The organism is Polaromonas sp. CG_23.6 (assembly GCF_029892315.1).
Lineage (GTDB): Bacteria > Pseudomonadota > Gammaproteobacteria > Burkholderiales > Burkholderiaceae_C > Polaromonas.
In genome coordinates, this window is the sequence record NZ_JARXUY010000003.1 from 87856 (window position 1) to 101545 (window position 13690).

General features: G+C 59.4%; 16 protein-coding genes and 2 pseudogenes. 4 read left to right on the forward strand and 14 right to left on the reverse strand.

All coding sequences use genetic code 11. From position 1 onward, the window contains the following. Positions 1-14 precede the first annotated feature (14 nt). The 3 genes from H4V98_RS20900 to H4V98_RS20910 form a co-directional block, all read right to left on the reverse strand. On the reverse strand, positions 15-647 hold the full coding sequence (locus H4V98_RS20900; protein WP_280757989.1) for a ParA family protein: 633 nt from the start codon (positions 645-647) through the stop codon (positions 15-17). A gap of 232 nt (positions 648-879) precedes the next feature. Then, positions 880-2706, reverse strand: coding sequence for a tyrosine-type recombinase/integrase (locus H4V98_RS20905; RefSeq protein ID WP_280757990.1), 1827 nt, complete (start codon positions 2704-2706; stop codon positions 880-882). A 506-nt stretch (positions 2707-3212) separates the two neighbouring features. Next, positions 3213-4127 carry a LysR family transcriptional regulator gene (locus H4V98_RS20910; RefSeq protein ID WP_280757991.1) on the reverse strand — a complete coding sequence of 305 codons (915 nt, stop codon included), beginning with the start codon at positions 4125-4127 and terminating at the stop codon, positions 3213-3215. Positions 4128-4247: 120 nt separating this feature from the next. Between H4V98_RS20910 and H4V98_RS20915 the strand changes: the two genes are divergently transcribed. The 4 genes and pseudogenes from H4V98_RS20915 to H4V98_RS20930 all read left to right on the forward strand — a co-directional run. Continuing rightward, a complete protein-coding gene (locus tag H4V98_RS20915) occupies positions 4248-5624 on the forward strand; it encodes a DUF1446 domain-containing protein (protein ID WP_280758037.1) in 1377 nt (458 codons plus the stop codon). After that, on the forward strand, positions 5621-5986 hold the full coding sequence (locus tag H4V98_RS20920; RefSeq protein ID WP_280757992.1) for a hypothetical protein: 366 nt from the start codon (positions 5621-5623) through the stop codon (positions 5984-5986). The genes H4V98_RS20915 and H4V98_RS20920 overlap by 4 nt, the downstream gene beginning before the upstream one ends. A gap of 31 nt (positions 5987-6017) precedes the next feature. Then, a complete protein-coding gene (locus tag H4V98_RS20925; protein WP_280757993.1) occupies positions 6018-6986 on the forward strand; it encodes a tripartite tricarboxylate transporter substrate binding protein in 969 nt (322 codons plus the stop codon). Positions 6987-7181: 195 nt separating this feature from the next. After that, positions 7182-8367 (forward strand): annotated as a pseudogene (locus H4V98_RS20930) (alpha/beta hydrolase domain-containing protein); the annotation flags it as partial. 58 nt (positions 8368-8425) lie between these two features. Here H4V98_RS20930 and H4V98_RS20935 read toward each other — a convergent pair. The 11 genes and pseudogenes from H4V98_RS20935 to H4V98_RS20985 all read right to left on the reverse strand — a co-directional run bounded on the left by H4V98_RS20935 (position 8426) and on the right by H4V98_RS20985 (position 13668). Beyond that, positions 8426-9118, reverse strand: a complete 693-nt coding sequence (locus H4V98_RS20935) for an IS6 family transposase (RefSeq protein ID WP_280757994.1) — start codon at positions 9116-9118, stop codon at positions 8426-8428. Between the two features lie 136 nt (positions 9119-9254). Continuing rightward, positions 9255-10205 (reverse strand): Fic family protein, encoded by a 951-nt coding sequence (locus H4V98_RS20940; RefSeq protein ID WP_280757995.1) that lies wholly within the window; start codon positions 10203-10205, stop codon positions 9255-9257. Further along, positions 10198-10506: a hypothetical protein gene (locus H4V98_RS20945; protein WP_280757996.1), complete on the reverse strand. Its 309-nt coding sequence runs from the start codon at positions 10504-10506 to the stop codon at positions 10198-10200. Before H4V98_RS20945 ends, H4V98_RS20940 begins: the two co-directional genes overlap by 8 nt. A gap of 27 nt (positions 10507-10533) precedes the next feature. Beyond that, a complete protein-coding gene (locus H4V98_RS20950) occupies positions 10534-10767 on the reverse strand; it encodes a hypothetical protein (RefSeq protein ID WP_280757997.1) in 234 nt (77 codons plus the stop codon). Between the two features lie 68 nt (positions 10768-10835). Continuing rightward, positions 10836-11048, reverse strand: coding sequence for a hypothetical protein (locus H4V98_RS20955; protein WP_196865059.1), 213 nt, complete (start codon positions 11046-11048; stop codon positions 10836-10838). Next, on the reverse strand, positions 11045-11350 hold the full coding sequence (locus H4V98_RS20960; RefSeq protein WP_196865060.1) for a HigA family addiction module antitoxin: 306 nt from the start codon (positions 11348-11350) through the stop codon (positions 11045-11047). Before H4V98_RS20960 ends, H4V98_RS20955 begins: the two co-directional genes overlap by 4 nt. Before the next feature lie 24 nt (positions 11351-11374). Then, positions 11375-11644, reverse strand: a complete 270-nt coding sequence (locus H4V98_RS20965; RefSeq protein ID WP_196865061.1) for a type II toxin-antitoxin system RelE/ParE family toxin — start codon at positions 11642-11644, stop codon at positions 11375-11377. Positions 11645-11841: 197 nt separating this feature from the next. After that, positions 11842-12024: pseudogene (locus tag H4V98_RS20970) on the reverse strand (IS3 family transposase); the annotation flags it as partial. A 39-nt stretch (positions 12025-12063) separates the two neighbouring features. Next, positions 12064-12684 (reverse strand): DDE-type integrase/transposase/recombinase, encoded by a 621-nt coding sequence (locus H4V98_RS20975; RefSeq protein ID WP_280757998.1) that lies wholly within the window; start codon positions 12682-12684, stop codon positions 12064-12066. Next, on the reverse strand, positions 12596-13132 hold the full coding sequence (locus H4V98_RS20980; protein WP_280757999.1) for a hypothetical protein: 537 nt from the start codon (positions 13130-13132) through the stop codon (positions 12596-12598). The genes H4V98_RS20975 and H4V98_RS20980 overlap by 89 nt, the downstream gene beginning before the upstream one ends. After that, positions 13132-13668: a transposase gene (locus H4V98_RS20985; protein WP_280758000.1), complete on the reverse strand. Its 537-nt coding sequence runs from the start codon at positions 13666-13668 to the stop codon at positions 13132-13134. Before H4V98_RS20985 ends, H4V98_RS20980 begins: the two co-directional genes overlap by 1 nt. Positions 13669-13690: the final 22 nt, after the last annotated feature.

Sequence of the window (13690 nt, forward strand, 5' to 3'; positions counted from 1 at the left end):
TTTTATTTACGTACTTATTTACGTAATTGCGCAGATACGTATTCCCATAATTCCGCCACCTCTTTGGCTGAATTTCCGTTCGGCTCGACTTCCTGAGCTGTGCGTCCGTCAATTCCGGATGTAGCAAAGACAGTTCGCTGAAACAACATTACGGGCGCAACGGTTCCATGCTGAGATAACTCAATTGCTACCTTGCTGGAAATACTTGCTCGATTAGCTGCACCGTTGATAACGAAGACCATCTTTTTTTTAGCTTGCTCAACCAGTTGAATAGTGGCACCCACTGAGCGCAAATCATCTGGACTTGGCCGGACGGGAATAAGCACTAGGTCGGCATTGGGCAGCACTGCTTCCAGGGTAGCCGTGGACTCGCTGTTCAGGCCGGGCGGTGTGTCAATAACGACAAGCTTGACGCCAGCGTTACGCAGACCTTCTAAATGGCTTTTGAGGTTGTCGATGGTGACGGATGCGAAAACAGGCGTTTGACTTTCTCTGGCATTCCACCACATAGCCAAGCCCGCCTGTTCGTCGGTATCAATCAGCGCCACAGGGCCGGCACCGCTAATTTCTGCCATAACGCCAATGCTTCTGCTTAGCGTCGTTTTTCCTGCGCCTCCCTTGCGTGAAGCAATTACCAATGTTTGCATAGCAAATCCAATACTAAAAAGACAAGTCTAGTCTTATTGCATCATGAAAAACTATCTTTCTTAAATTATTTATTTACGTACTTATTTACGTAAATACGTAAATATTTTTCATGTAGTAGCGGTGGCACTTGGTCGTGTTCGCTCTTCTGTGGTGTCATAGCTCTGCGCGAGTATATGAAGGCATTTGCTTATCAACATTCGGGGACCTGATTCAGGCTTTCACTGCGAACAGTTACCCGAACGCCTTACCCAGTTCATCCACACGCCGCTGGATGGGCGCCCGGCCATAGATCGCCGTGGTGGTCTGGATCGACGCATGCCCCATCTGCGCCTGGATGACATCGAGCGGCACTTGCCTAGCAATGGCCCGTGTCCCGAAGGTGTGGCGCAGCCAGTGCGTCGTTGCCCCGGCCAAACGCTCACGTTCGTTTGCCGGCAGGTTTGAGGCCCGCACGGCCCGGGTGAGCCAGCCCTTGACATGCTCGTAGATGGCCTGGTAGCCCACCGGTACCATCGGGTCTACTGCGCTGCCCAATAGTGGCGCAGTCTGTGGTGCGGCCTGGATCGAGCCCAGGCCGCGCACCGCGAGGTAGTCCTGCAGCGCATGGAGCGCCTGTCCGGGCACGGCCGCAATCCGGTTTTTCGAGCCCTTGCCATGCACCTGCATCACCCACCCTTCGGGCTCCATCCTCAGATCGCCGAGGGTGGCTGAAAGGAGCTCGGCCGAGCGAAGCCCGACGGCTTCGACAAACAGCAGGATAAAACGGATGCGCGCGCGGGAAGGCGAGGGCGCCTGGGCGTCGATGAAGCGCAGGACCTCAAGCATCGCTGCCTCGCTCAGCGCCTTAGTGTCGAGCATCTTCTTGCCTGGATCGTCACCCGTCGCCTGGTTGACCAGCACCCAGGGATTGGCGCTCAAATACTGCGCAGACTGCAGCCAGGCAAAGAGCGAGGCAACGATCGTGATCGCCTGGCGGCAGCTGGCGTGCGAGAGCGGGCCGCGAAACGGCGCCCAGCCGGGCTGCCCGGGGGCGGCGCGCGCCCGGGAGATCCAGCGCGGCGGGATGTTTTGCAAAAACGCCATGAACGCGGCGCAGTCTGCTACCCCCATCTGCGCGAGCGTGGCGCCCTGGCGCTCATACTGCAGCCACAGCAGGAGCCGGTGCGCTTCCCGCTGATAGACGCGCACGGTGGCCAGAGACCCGGCCCGCGCCTGGATCCAGCTTTGCACGGCCTGCAGGTCCGAGGCCACGTCCAGCAGCGGGCGCGCCAAGAGAGTAGTCGTCCCATTCTCCACAACAACGTCGCCTGGTGCCGAACCAGCGACCCCACTTGAAGCGCGGGACACCTGAGAAGGCGAGGGCGCTCCAAACAGCGCCGGCGTGGCCGACAACGCAAACAGCGCCCTGGCGGGCTGCACGTCCCTCGGCAGGAGCGTGGCCAAGTGGCGCTCGAGGCGCCGCGCCTTGGCAATGCCGACCGCCGGCAGCGCAGCGAACCAGCGCCCGCCCCCCGAGATGCGGGCATTCAGTGCCCCCAGCGTCAAGAGGCCCGCCGTGACTAATTTTGCTGCCAAGGCCTCGTCGAACCAGCCGGCGACAAGGTCCGAGGGCTGCGGGGTTTCGGCGGCCAGGCCCTCCAGGCGGCGCAAGAGCGTGAGCTGGCGCTCCCGCAGGCGCTGCCCGCGCGCGGTTTTTCGCTCCAGCGCAAAGGCTTCAGCGTAGAGCTTGACCACCTCGCTTTCGCTGAACCCGTCCAGGCCGTGCTGCGCTACAAATGACTCCAGCGACGGGCGCGCCTCGCCTTCCGGGGTCCGGATCGTGAGGCCCACCAGGCGCCAGGCGGACTCGCCCCGGCGCCTAGCCACCGCGCGCACGGCGTCAACGGCTTCCTGGTGCGCCGTTTTCGCTTCATGGCCGTGCTCGATGCCCAGGTAGCGCCGGGCGCAGTCGCCCACGTCCAGGCCTTCGGCAACGGCCCGCAGATGGGCGAAGTGGTGCGGGCCCAGGCGGCGCACGAAGCGCGCGCCAGGCGCTGCAGAGGAGGGGGTAGGTGGCATGGGCGGGGTGGGCAGGGGGAAGCTGGTGGCAGTGCTTGGAAAAAATCACATTGTCATACCAAACCCAGTTTTGACCGGGTTATTTTAGCCTGAGATAATGCATCTTATCTTAGGGCAGTAGGCCGAGACAATCCTAAACACTCGTTCATTCACATCGTTCATTCACATAAAACCGTACCCAGATTTCACATAAAACTGTACCTGCGTTTACCAACGCTCTGCTGACCAGCAAGGATGCGCTCATCCCTGGCTAATTTCGTTCAGTTCGAGAACGGTTTTAAGTGAAACTCCATGCGGGGAACGTTATTGTGTGAAAGAACTTCACACAATTTTGGTACTGGATTTTTGGAAATGCAAGCAAATCAACGGCCAATGCCCACTGCGCTGGGAACAGTTTTATGTGAATGAACGATTGATGGTGCTACTCAATTTGGTATTGCGCAAAGCGCATCAGCTCGTCGAAGGACAATAAACTCGCACTTTGCTTTCTCGTGTTGCCCACCGCGTTAACTCAGCGCGCGTTTGCCGATCCGCTCGACAATCAGGTCATGCAGTGCCTGCGCTGCCACCGACAGGCTGGCATCCTGCCGCTGTACCAGATGCACGCTGCGCGTGAGTGAGGGCAAAAGCAGCGGTCGCGTCACCACCTCGCCCTGAAAGTGAAAAAGTGTCAGCGTTGGCACGACGCTAATGCCCAGTCCGGCCTCGACCAGGCCCTTGACGGTTGCCAGGTGCTCGACCTCGAAGACGGCATTCAGTCGCAGCGGATACAAGGCCGCGTCCAGCGCCTGGCGCACGCTGCTATTGCGCGTCATCTGGATGAAGGGCCAAGGAGCCAGTTTCGCCGCCGTCAGGCGCGCCTGGCCGGCCAGCGGATGATCTTTCAGGCACACCAAGTGAAACCCGTCGGAGCACAGCTCGTGCGTGCGCAGGTCGCTCAGTTGGGCACTCACGCCAGCGCCGGGCACAGCCAGCGCAAAATCAACCTGGCCGCTACGCACCAGGGACAGGCACGGATCGGACAGCGCATCGTGCAAATCGAGCGTGATGCTCGGCCAGGCCTTCATGAATTCAGCAAACACCGCTGGCAGCCAGCCTGCGGCCAGGGATGGCAAGGCGGCCACGCGCACACGGCCCTTGCGAAGCTGGACATGGCTGGCCAGATTCTCAAGCGCATTGCCCATGTCATCGAGCAGCTGGCGCGCCGAGTCTTCAAACAGTTCGCCCTCTGGCGTGAGGCGCACGCTGCGCTTGTCCCGGTCAAACAGCCGCGTGCCCACGCTTGATTCAAGCGTTGCAATGAGCGCGCTGAAGGCCGGCTGGGACAGGTGGCAGGTGAGCGCCGCACGCGTGAAGTTGCGCTGGTCAGCCAATGCGGCGAAAGCACGCAGTTGGCGCGAGGAAAGGTCAGGGATTCTCAAAAGTTCTCCTTGAGCAGTTATTTGAATTACAGATCATGCCATCTGAACTTTCGATTTTGCGTATGAACTATATCCATCTAAAGTGTGCTCCACAAAAGAGAAATAGGAGACAACAGACACATGAACGCCATCGTTCGCCCATCAATTCTTGTCGGTTGTGCGGCCGGTTTTTCCGGTGACCGCACCGATGCGGCGGGGTCCGTGGTCGACACGCTGATCGCGCGTCTCGCACAAGGCGCGGCCGAGCAGCGCGCCTTCCTGATTTTCGAAACGCTCGCCGAACGCACGCTGGCCCTGGCCCAGTTGCGCCGGCGCGCCGACCCTGAAGCGGGCTACGAGCCCTTGCTCGATGCCATGCTGCGCCCCGTGCTGGCGCGCTGCCTGACACACGGCATCCGTATCGTGAGCAACTTCGGCGCGGCCAATCCCCGCGCGGCGGCGCGGCACATTGCCCGCATGGCGCGCGAGCTCGGCGTCCCTGTGCCCCGCATTGCCGTGGCCGAGGGCGACGACCTGTCCTCGCCCGAGCAGCGCGCCCTGATGCGCGAGCAGCTGGGCGAGCGGATGGATGGCCTGACGGTGGTGAGTGCCAATGCCTACATCGGCGCCGAGCCGATTGCGGCGGCGCTCGATGCCGGCGCGCAGATCGTGGTGTGCGGCCGTGTGGCCGACCCCTCGCTCACCGTCGGCCCGGCCATGTCGCACTTCGGCTGGAAGGCCGACGACTGGACCGCACTTAGCCGCGCCACGATGGCCGGGCACCTGCTCGAATGCGGCGCGCAGGTCTGCGGCGGCTATTTCGCCGACCCGGGCTACAAGGACGTGCCCGGGCTTGAGCGCGTCGGCTTTCCGATAGCCGAGATCGAGGCCGATGGCAGCTGCATCATCGGTAAGGCAGACGGCACCGGCGGCCTGGTGACGGAAGCGACCGTCAAAGAGCAGCTGCTCTACGAGGTGCATGACCCGGCCGCCTACCTCACGCCCGATGTGGTCGCCGACATCGGCGAGGCGCGCGTCACGGCACAGGGCACTGACCGGGTGCTGCTGAGCGGCGTGCGCGGCCACGCGCGTCCGACGCACTACAAGGTCAACGTCTGCTATGAAGGAGGCTGGCTGGCCGAGGGCGAGATCTCATATGCCGGCGCCCGCGCCGAAGCGCGCGCCCGCCTGGCGGCCGACGTGCTGCGCAGCCGACTGCCGGGCTTGGCTTTGCGGGTCGACCTGATTGGCGCGCTCAGCGTGTTCAATGATGATGCCGGCCGCGCGCTGGCTGCCATGCCCGACGGCGGCATGCGCGACGTGCGCTTGCGGGTGGCGGCCACGCACGCCGACCGCAGCGAAGCCGAGCGCCTGGGGCGCGAGGTCATGGCGCTCTATACCTGCGGCCCGGCCGGCGGGGGCGGCGTGCGCTCTACCCTAACGCCGCGGCTGAACACGATTTCGTGCCTGCTGGCGCGGGAGGCGGTGCCGGTCCGATTTGAAATGGTGGCCCCATGAACCGCACCACCGTTCCCCTGTACCGCGCAGCGCATGGCCGCACGGGCGACAAGGGCGACCGCTCCAACATCAGCGTCATCGCCTGGCATCCCGAGCTGTTCGCGCTGCTGGTCGAACAGGTCACGCCCGAGGCGGTGGCCGCGCAGTTTCGCCATCGCGCCCCGAGCCAGGTGCAGCGCTTCGTGCTGCCCGGGCTGCACGCCATGAACTTCGTGCTGGACGCGGTGCTCGACGGCGGCGTCAACGATGCGCTCAACCTGGATACGCATGGCAAGGCGCTGTCGTTTTGGCTGCTGGAGTTGCCCATCGACGTGCCCGATCACCTGCAGCACCTGCTCGCAGGCCCCCTTCCCGAAAACTGATTTTTACAACACCCACGGAGACAACCCGACCATGACCCGCTTGCATTCCATTGCCTTCGCCGCTGCCGCACTGGCGCTTGCGCCTGCATTCACCAGCGCCCAGACCTTTCCGGCCAAAACCATCACTTTCGTGGTGCCGTTCGCCGCGGGCACCGCCACCGACCAGATTGCGCGGGCTGTCGCCAATGGCGTCACCTTCGAGACCAAGCAGGCCGTCGTCATTGACAACAAGGCTGGCGCGAGCGGCTTCATCGCCTCGCAGCAGGTGGCCAAGGCCGCACCGGACGGCTACACCGTGCTCATCACGACGAACACGACGCACGCGGCCAACGAGCATCTGTTCAAGAAGCTGCCCTATGACCCAGTCAAGGACTTTGCACCGATCGCTGCGCTGGGCAAGGGCGGGCAGATCATGGTAGTCAATCCGGCATTTCCCGCCAAGACCGTCGCGGAGTTCGTCGCGCTGGCGAAAAAAGACCCCGGCAAGTACACCTTTGGCAGCGGAAGCTCCTCCAGCCGCATGGCGGGCGAGCTGCTCCAACAAATGGCGGCCATCAAGCTGCTGCACGTGCCCTACAAGAGCAACACCCTGGCGGTCACTGACCTGCTGGGTACGCAGATCGACATGATGATCACGGACGCGGCCACTGGGCTGCCGCAGGTCAAGGCAGGTAAGCTGCGCGCGCTCGGGGTATCAGGCGCTCAGCGCTCCCCCCTTGCGCCGGAAGTGCCGACCCTCGCCGAGGCCGGTGTGAAGGGCTACGAGATCGGCTACTGGTTTGCCGCCTACGCGCCTGCCGGCACGCCGCCCGCCGTGGTCAGCCGGCTCAACGAGCTGCTGGTCAAGGCCGCCCGAAGTGAAGCGGCCAAAAAAGCTTTTTATGAGCCCACCGGCACCGAAGTGTTTACCACCACGTCCCAGGAGTTGGCCAAGTTTCAGACCGGCGAGTCGCAGAAATGGGGCCGCATTGTGAAGGCCGCCGGCATCGAGGCTGAGTAATCTGGGCAGGGCCTGCGGCGCAATGCGTAGCTTGCAGGTCCTTTATTTTCCTCATGGCGCACGCCGCGCCACCGCACGAGCATTTCATTTCTTATAAAACGGCAGGAGACAAACAATGTATTTCAGAACCCCCTTATTGGCCCTGGTCGCGGCAGCGGCGCAGGCATAAGTACAGGCAGGGCCAGCACGCCTGCCGTCAAGCTCAACGTGACCGCCACCGAAGACTTCACCGGCAGCTACGGCAGCGTCGGCGCGTATGAAAAACTGACCGGCACACTCTCGGGCGAAGTCGACCCTGCTGATCCCAAGAACGCGGTGATCCAGGATCTGGCGTTGGCGCCGCTCATCGCCCGCGGGATGGTCGAGTACCAGGCCGATTTTGTGATGCTCAAGCCCAAGGACATGGCCAAGGCCAGCGGCGTGCTGCGTTACCACGCCCCCAATCGCGGCAACATCCTGACCATGGTGAACCCGGCTGCCACGCCAAGCGACGCGGTATTTCTGGAGCGTGGCTACGTGCTGCTCTACTCGGCCTGGCAAGGCGATGTACCCAAGAGTTCGCCTGCCCGCCTCACGGTCACCGTGCCCGTGGCCAAGAACAAGGACGGCTCGTCCATCACTGGCACTTATCGCAGCGAACTGATTCCTTCTGCTGCTGCGCCGGTCATTACGTTGCCCGGGGGCGTGTTCAATGGCTCCATTGATTCCCTATGCCCCGGCCAGCCTGGACAACACGCTGCCGGGCTACTCCCTCATGCGCCGGATCAACGACACGGATCCACGCGTTCCCGTACCCGCAACGGACTGGAAGTTTGCCGACTGCAACACCGGCAGTAACCCATTCCCGGGCACGGCCGATGGCAGCAAGATCTGTGTCAAGGGCGGCTTCGATCCGAAGTACCTGTATGAAGTAGTTTATGTCGCAAAAGACCCCAAGGTCATGGGCGTAGGGCTGGCTGCGCTGCGCGATACGGTGAGCTTTTTTCGAAAAGCCTCGGTGGACGCTGGTGGCGTTGCCAATCCACTGGCAGGCCGTATCAACAGCGTGATTGGCCAGGGCACTTCACAGTCGGGCAATGCGATGAAGACCTTCCTGCACCTGGGCTTCAACCAGGCGCTGGACGGCAGCAAGGTCTTCGATGGCCTTTTCGCCCATGTGGCCGCTCGCCAGACGAACGTCAACACCCGCTTTGCCGTGCCCGGCGGCGGCGGCGCCATCCGAACTGACCACACCGCGTTTGGGCAGACCGCGCCCCGTGCGCTCGACAAGGACTATGTCGATCCGCTCACTGGCCGCAAGGGGGGCGTGATGACCCGGTGTGCGGTCAGCAACAGCTGCCCCAAATTCTTTCTCGGCTTGTCAGGCACGGAGTTCTGGCAACGGTTCTGTCGCGTTGCCAGTTGATAAACGTGTTTGGGTAGGAACGGATGCCAGCTCCTCAAACTGGACGGATTTTTCCTGCCAATGCATAAAACTGGTCGGCAAACGACAGCTCGATCAAGCCTTGCAGCAGTAACTGACCTTTGCGGATCATGTGCATGAGTTCGATGCCGGTCAGGACATTTCTGGCGGCCCGAAATGACTTGAAGTTGAGCATTGGTTTGGTGACCCGCTTGATGGCCCGATGGTCCTGCTCCACGATGTTGTTGAGGTACTTCACTTGCCGCACGATGATCGGTATTTCGCCTCGGACATTGATCTCATCCATGGCCGCCTTGTTGGCGCCGCTCTTGTCCATCGTTACCTTTTCCGGAACATCGTTGGCCTTCATGGCTTTGTCAAAGAACCGCAGGGCTGCGGCCTTGTCGCGCCTGGCCGTCAGCAGAAAATCGACCGTCTTGCCTTCCTTGTCCACCGCCCGGTAGAGGTATTTCCAGGTGCCCTTGACCTTGATATAGGTTTCGTCCATGCGCCAGCTGCTGCCCACCGGGCGCTTGTTCTTGCGAAAGGCTTTTTCCAGCAAGGGTAGAAACCGGATCGCCCAGCGGTTGATAGAGGAATGGTCTACACACACGCCGCGTTCCTCCATCATTTCCTCCAGATGCCGGTAGCTCAACGGATAAGCCGCATACCAGCGAATGCACACCAGAATGACGTCGATTGGGAAGCGCATTCCTTTGGCAGCCAGCATTGCGTTTCAAGCCTTTTCGTTCAAAGCACCCAGCATAGTCGAGCAGGCTGCTTGATCGTCAACGCGACACAACCCGTTGTTTTCCTTGATTACTAAACCTTAGCCGCGTCGTCTGGCAACCAGACAACTCAGCCACTCACCCGCCCTGTTGCAATGGCGATTTTCCTGTGATCACTCCTACACCATTAACGTAGTTGATTTCAACCAAATCCCCCACTACCAGCATTTTTCCCTGCAGCTTGTCCAGACTGTGCCAAACGACGAAATTTGGATCGCGACCGGTCTTTTGAGCGATACGATTTGGTTCTACTGCGACTACCGGGCCGACATGCAGCCCGGATGCTTGAATAGCGGTCGAAGACGCTTCATACGAATACCCGCGCTTTTCTTCAAGTTTTCGGTACTTCTCTGCAATGGCGGGATCAGAAAGCTCCCCGTCAATCTGGTTGACATCACCGAGCCCATCCAATCCCTTCATCCCAAGAATGTCAGCACCCCATGCGCTTCGATCCAACACTGGACCCTTGAACTGCAACAAGTAGGCGTCAAGAAAACCTTGACCAGGCGTCTCGATTTCTTTACTAAGAGCGCCGAGATAATCAACCTTGTTCGTTTTTTGCCAAGCGATAGAGAAACCTGCCCTGTGACATAACTCGATATGAACGGGCAGCATTGTTCGACCATTGCCATCCAGAAACGGGTGCCCATAAGCAAACAAGCCCATAACCTCGCCAGGCTTTTGAGCCATCGATGCCGCGTCTTGTCCCAGACTCAGACCATGCTCCACAGCCAGCCGAGACGATTGCGGATGCGAGAAAAGCACGTCACCCTTCTTGACTGCACTGTTCGGAAGCGTCATCAATCTATCCTGCCCAGCCCACGGGTAATAGTCGGCGAACAAGATGCGATGGACAGCAAGGAAGTCCTTGTACGTCAATTTTTCACTTGACGCCAGATGAGCAAATGCAGCATCAATATTGGCTTCAAACAAGTCATGCTCGAAGCGCTTGATGTCCCGTGCGTCCTTGTCTTTTCGGACGTTACGGAGATACCCCTCCGTGTCGAAATCATTGAAAGGGTCAAACATTGCGCGTCTCATCAAAGTAACGCCCGAGAAGCGTCACCATGATCCGGCCATTGATGACGTTTGCGCGGCGTAGTGCGATGACGAGCCTCTCAGTTTCGTCAGGCTTTACATCGTCGCCAGCCAAACGCGTTATCACCTCAGCCAAAGCACTGCTGCCGGTCTTCACATACGCAATGCCATGTCGCTTGGCCAAATCTCCAATGTAGGCGCTTAGCCCAGTCATCGGAATATCAGCCTGCGGTGTTGCGTTGATACTTTGCACGATGCTTTCCTTGTTAAGCGGCGACTGCCGCCAGGACATGCTTTTCCAGGAATTTTTTGATGGCCGTCACGTTTTTTTCGCCCGCTTCTGCTGCACTGGACCGTGTTCACCGCACCATTCTTCATGCTGCTCAAAACCCTCTGATCCATCAACAAACTTGGACAGCACGTACTTCGCTTCGTGGATGATGGTGGTATCCGTAATGTCCTCAACTGCGCACTTGTCATTGACAGCGATCACATTTTTCAGATGGTGCTCAAGCTCATCACTTTTGAATGCGGCAACAAGAATTTTCTTCACGCTTTTTTCCTTGAAATAGTGTGTTCACCTGCGTTTACAATAGTACGCATTGCGTACTATTGTAAGAGCTATTCAACATTCTTTTTTGAATTCTTTTCAAGCAACAAATCAAACACCTTTTTCACGGGGTTTGGCATCCCCCGGTACTCACCAGAGTCATCGGGCATCCGGTACGTTTTAAGCGCACGCGGGGCCACACCCGCCATCTCTGCCAGGGCATCCCATGTCTTCGCCCTCAAAGCCTTTTTGGTGGCTTGCAGGTAGTCCTTTTGTGTGCTCATGCAGCAAGTGCCATGGGCACAATGGCCTTGGCAATGGTCTTCGCACTAACCTTCTGAGCTATCTTGAGGTCATAAGCAGTTTGCATGTTTAACCAACCCTGCGCATCCGAACCAAAGTAACGCTCAAGGCGCAACGCCGTATCTGCTGAAACCCCACGATGCTCTTTCACAATGTCGTTCATGCGCGACGTGGGAACGCCCAACGCCTTCGCAAGCGCATTAACGCTGAGTCCCAAGGGCTTTAGGTAGTCCTCTTGAAGAACTTCGCCAGGGTGTACTGGCCGCATTCCATTCTTAAACATGATTTAGCTCCTTCAAATTTGTTCTCAATGAGGGTCATCTATCCGCACATCAAACGGACCGCTCTCGCCCCATTTAAATATCAATCGCCATTGCCCATTTATCCGCACATGCCAAGCTCCGTCATACTCTTTTAGATCGTTACCTGGCGGCGAACCCATGAATGCAATCGACGGCGCAGCATCCAGTTGAGCCAATTTACGCTCGGCCACCTTCTTGATGTTGACGAATCGCGCAGACTTGCCTGCGGTAAATAGCGCCTGCGTGTCGGAACAACTAAATGATTGGATTGACATGACATATATTAACCGTTATCCAGTTATCGGTCAACTAAATAGCGTCTGCAAACATCGCGTACAGAACACCGGGCTGCACGTCCGCGTAGCGCTGGCTGCACTCAATATTGGAATGCCCTAACAGGCCCGCCAGAATATCCATGTCGCCCGTACTTGCCAGTGACCTTACCCCTGGATTGCGTATCCCATAACCGAGCTCATGAGTTGGCTTGCCTGGCAAGCCATTCGCTTTCGAACTGCATCGGGCTGACGTAAGCCAGCGTTGAATGCAGCCGGGCTTTGTTGTACCAGAGCAGCCACGCGATGGTTTCATCCTTGGCCTGGCGCCGGGTCACGAAGCGTTGCCCGTGCAAGCGCTCGACCTTCAGTGAGCCGAACAGCGGCGGCTGTCAAGCTAGTTGTCGCATGAAGGTGGTGTATCAGGCTGCTTTTTTGAGAGTTTCAACCTCCTTGTTTTGCGGTGTGTCCGGATTGAGGTGAACCTGATCCACACGGCGCCAATTGCGGCACTGTTTGGGCCAGCGCTGAGGGTGAGTCTGGCGGGCCAGTTCATAGACCGCAGCACGCGCATCAAGCAAGTGCTTGTCTTGCTGCGCGTGGCGCTGGTTTGGCGTCACGAAGCGGATGGCGCTGTGCCTGTGCTCGTCGTTGTACCAGTGCACCAGATCCGTGACCCAGCGGCGCGCCTGGAGCAGGCATTCAAAGGGTTTGACGGGCATGGCCGGGCGGTACTTCAGCGTTCTAAACAGCGACTCCGAATACGGGTTGTCATTGCTCACCGACGGGCGGCTGCGACTCGGTGCCACACCCAGGCGCTGCATGGTGGCCAGCATGGTCTCGCCCTTCATGGGAGCGCCATTGTCTGAGTGCACAATGAGCTGGCCGGGCACGCAGCCTTGCCTGGCAAAAATGTCCTGCAACAGACCACTGGCGAGTTCTGCGCTCTCGCAGTCATACACCTGCCAGCCCACGATCTTGCGGCTGAACAGATCGACAAACAGGTACAGGTAGAAGTAGCTGCCGCGCACTTGCGTGGGCAAGTAGGTCCCAGCAGTAGATTTGCTCGGGAGCGGTGGCCGTCAAGGCACGCGGCTTTGTGCGCCTTTGAGGCGCACGTTCGAGCCGGCGGTGCTTCATCTGACCGGCTTGGTGCAGCAGCCGGTAAAGGGTCGATTCGCTGGCAATGTAGCGCCCCTGATCGGCCAGGCGCGGCACGATTTGGCTCGGTGGCAGGTTTTTGAACTCCTCGCCGTTCAGAAGTGCCATGGCTGCTTGACGCTCGAACGCGCCAAGCTTGTTGGGCGGCTCAGCGCGCTCGTGCAGACCGCTCGCGCGGCGGTCACCATCTTGGCCATCCGAATGCTGCCAGCGCTGCACGGTGCGCTCGGACAGGCCAATCTGGGTGCGGGCCCGCGCTAATCGCGCACCGCCCGTACAGGCCTGCTCAATCAGCTGCAACAGGTCTTTGCGTTGTTGGGCGTCGCTCATCAGTCCTCGTCCCCCAACAGCGCCTGGAACTTTTTTTGCAGCACCAGCAGGGCTGCCGCTTCCGCCAGTGCCCTCTCTTTTCGCCGCAGGTCGCGTTGCAGTCCATCGTGCTTGACTTGCAGTTCACGCAACGCCGTTTTGGATTCACGTGAGTCGCTTGCAGGGACACTGCAAAATGCGTCACGCCAGGCCTTTAGCTGGTGCTCAAACACACCCTTTTCCCGGCACCAGGCATGAAGCTGCGCCTGGGACAAGGCGTGCGTTTCAAGCAGGGCCTGCAAACGTTGGGCAGGTCCCCAAGATTGCGCTGGCAGGTCATCAGGCAGTTGGACTGCTGGCTCACTCACTTCGCCCTTTGTCCGGTTGGACTTGCTAAGCCACTTCCTCAGCGTGCCGACAGCCATATGCAAATCATTGGCTACGTCCAGCACGCTGCGCGTGCCGCGATCCCTCACTTTGATAAGGGCTTGCTCTTGGAATTCAATTGAATGTAAATTTCTGCTCATAGATGGTGCTCCTATGCGGGTCTTCCGCAATCATGATGGGGCGACATCTAGT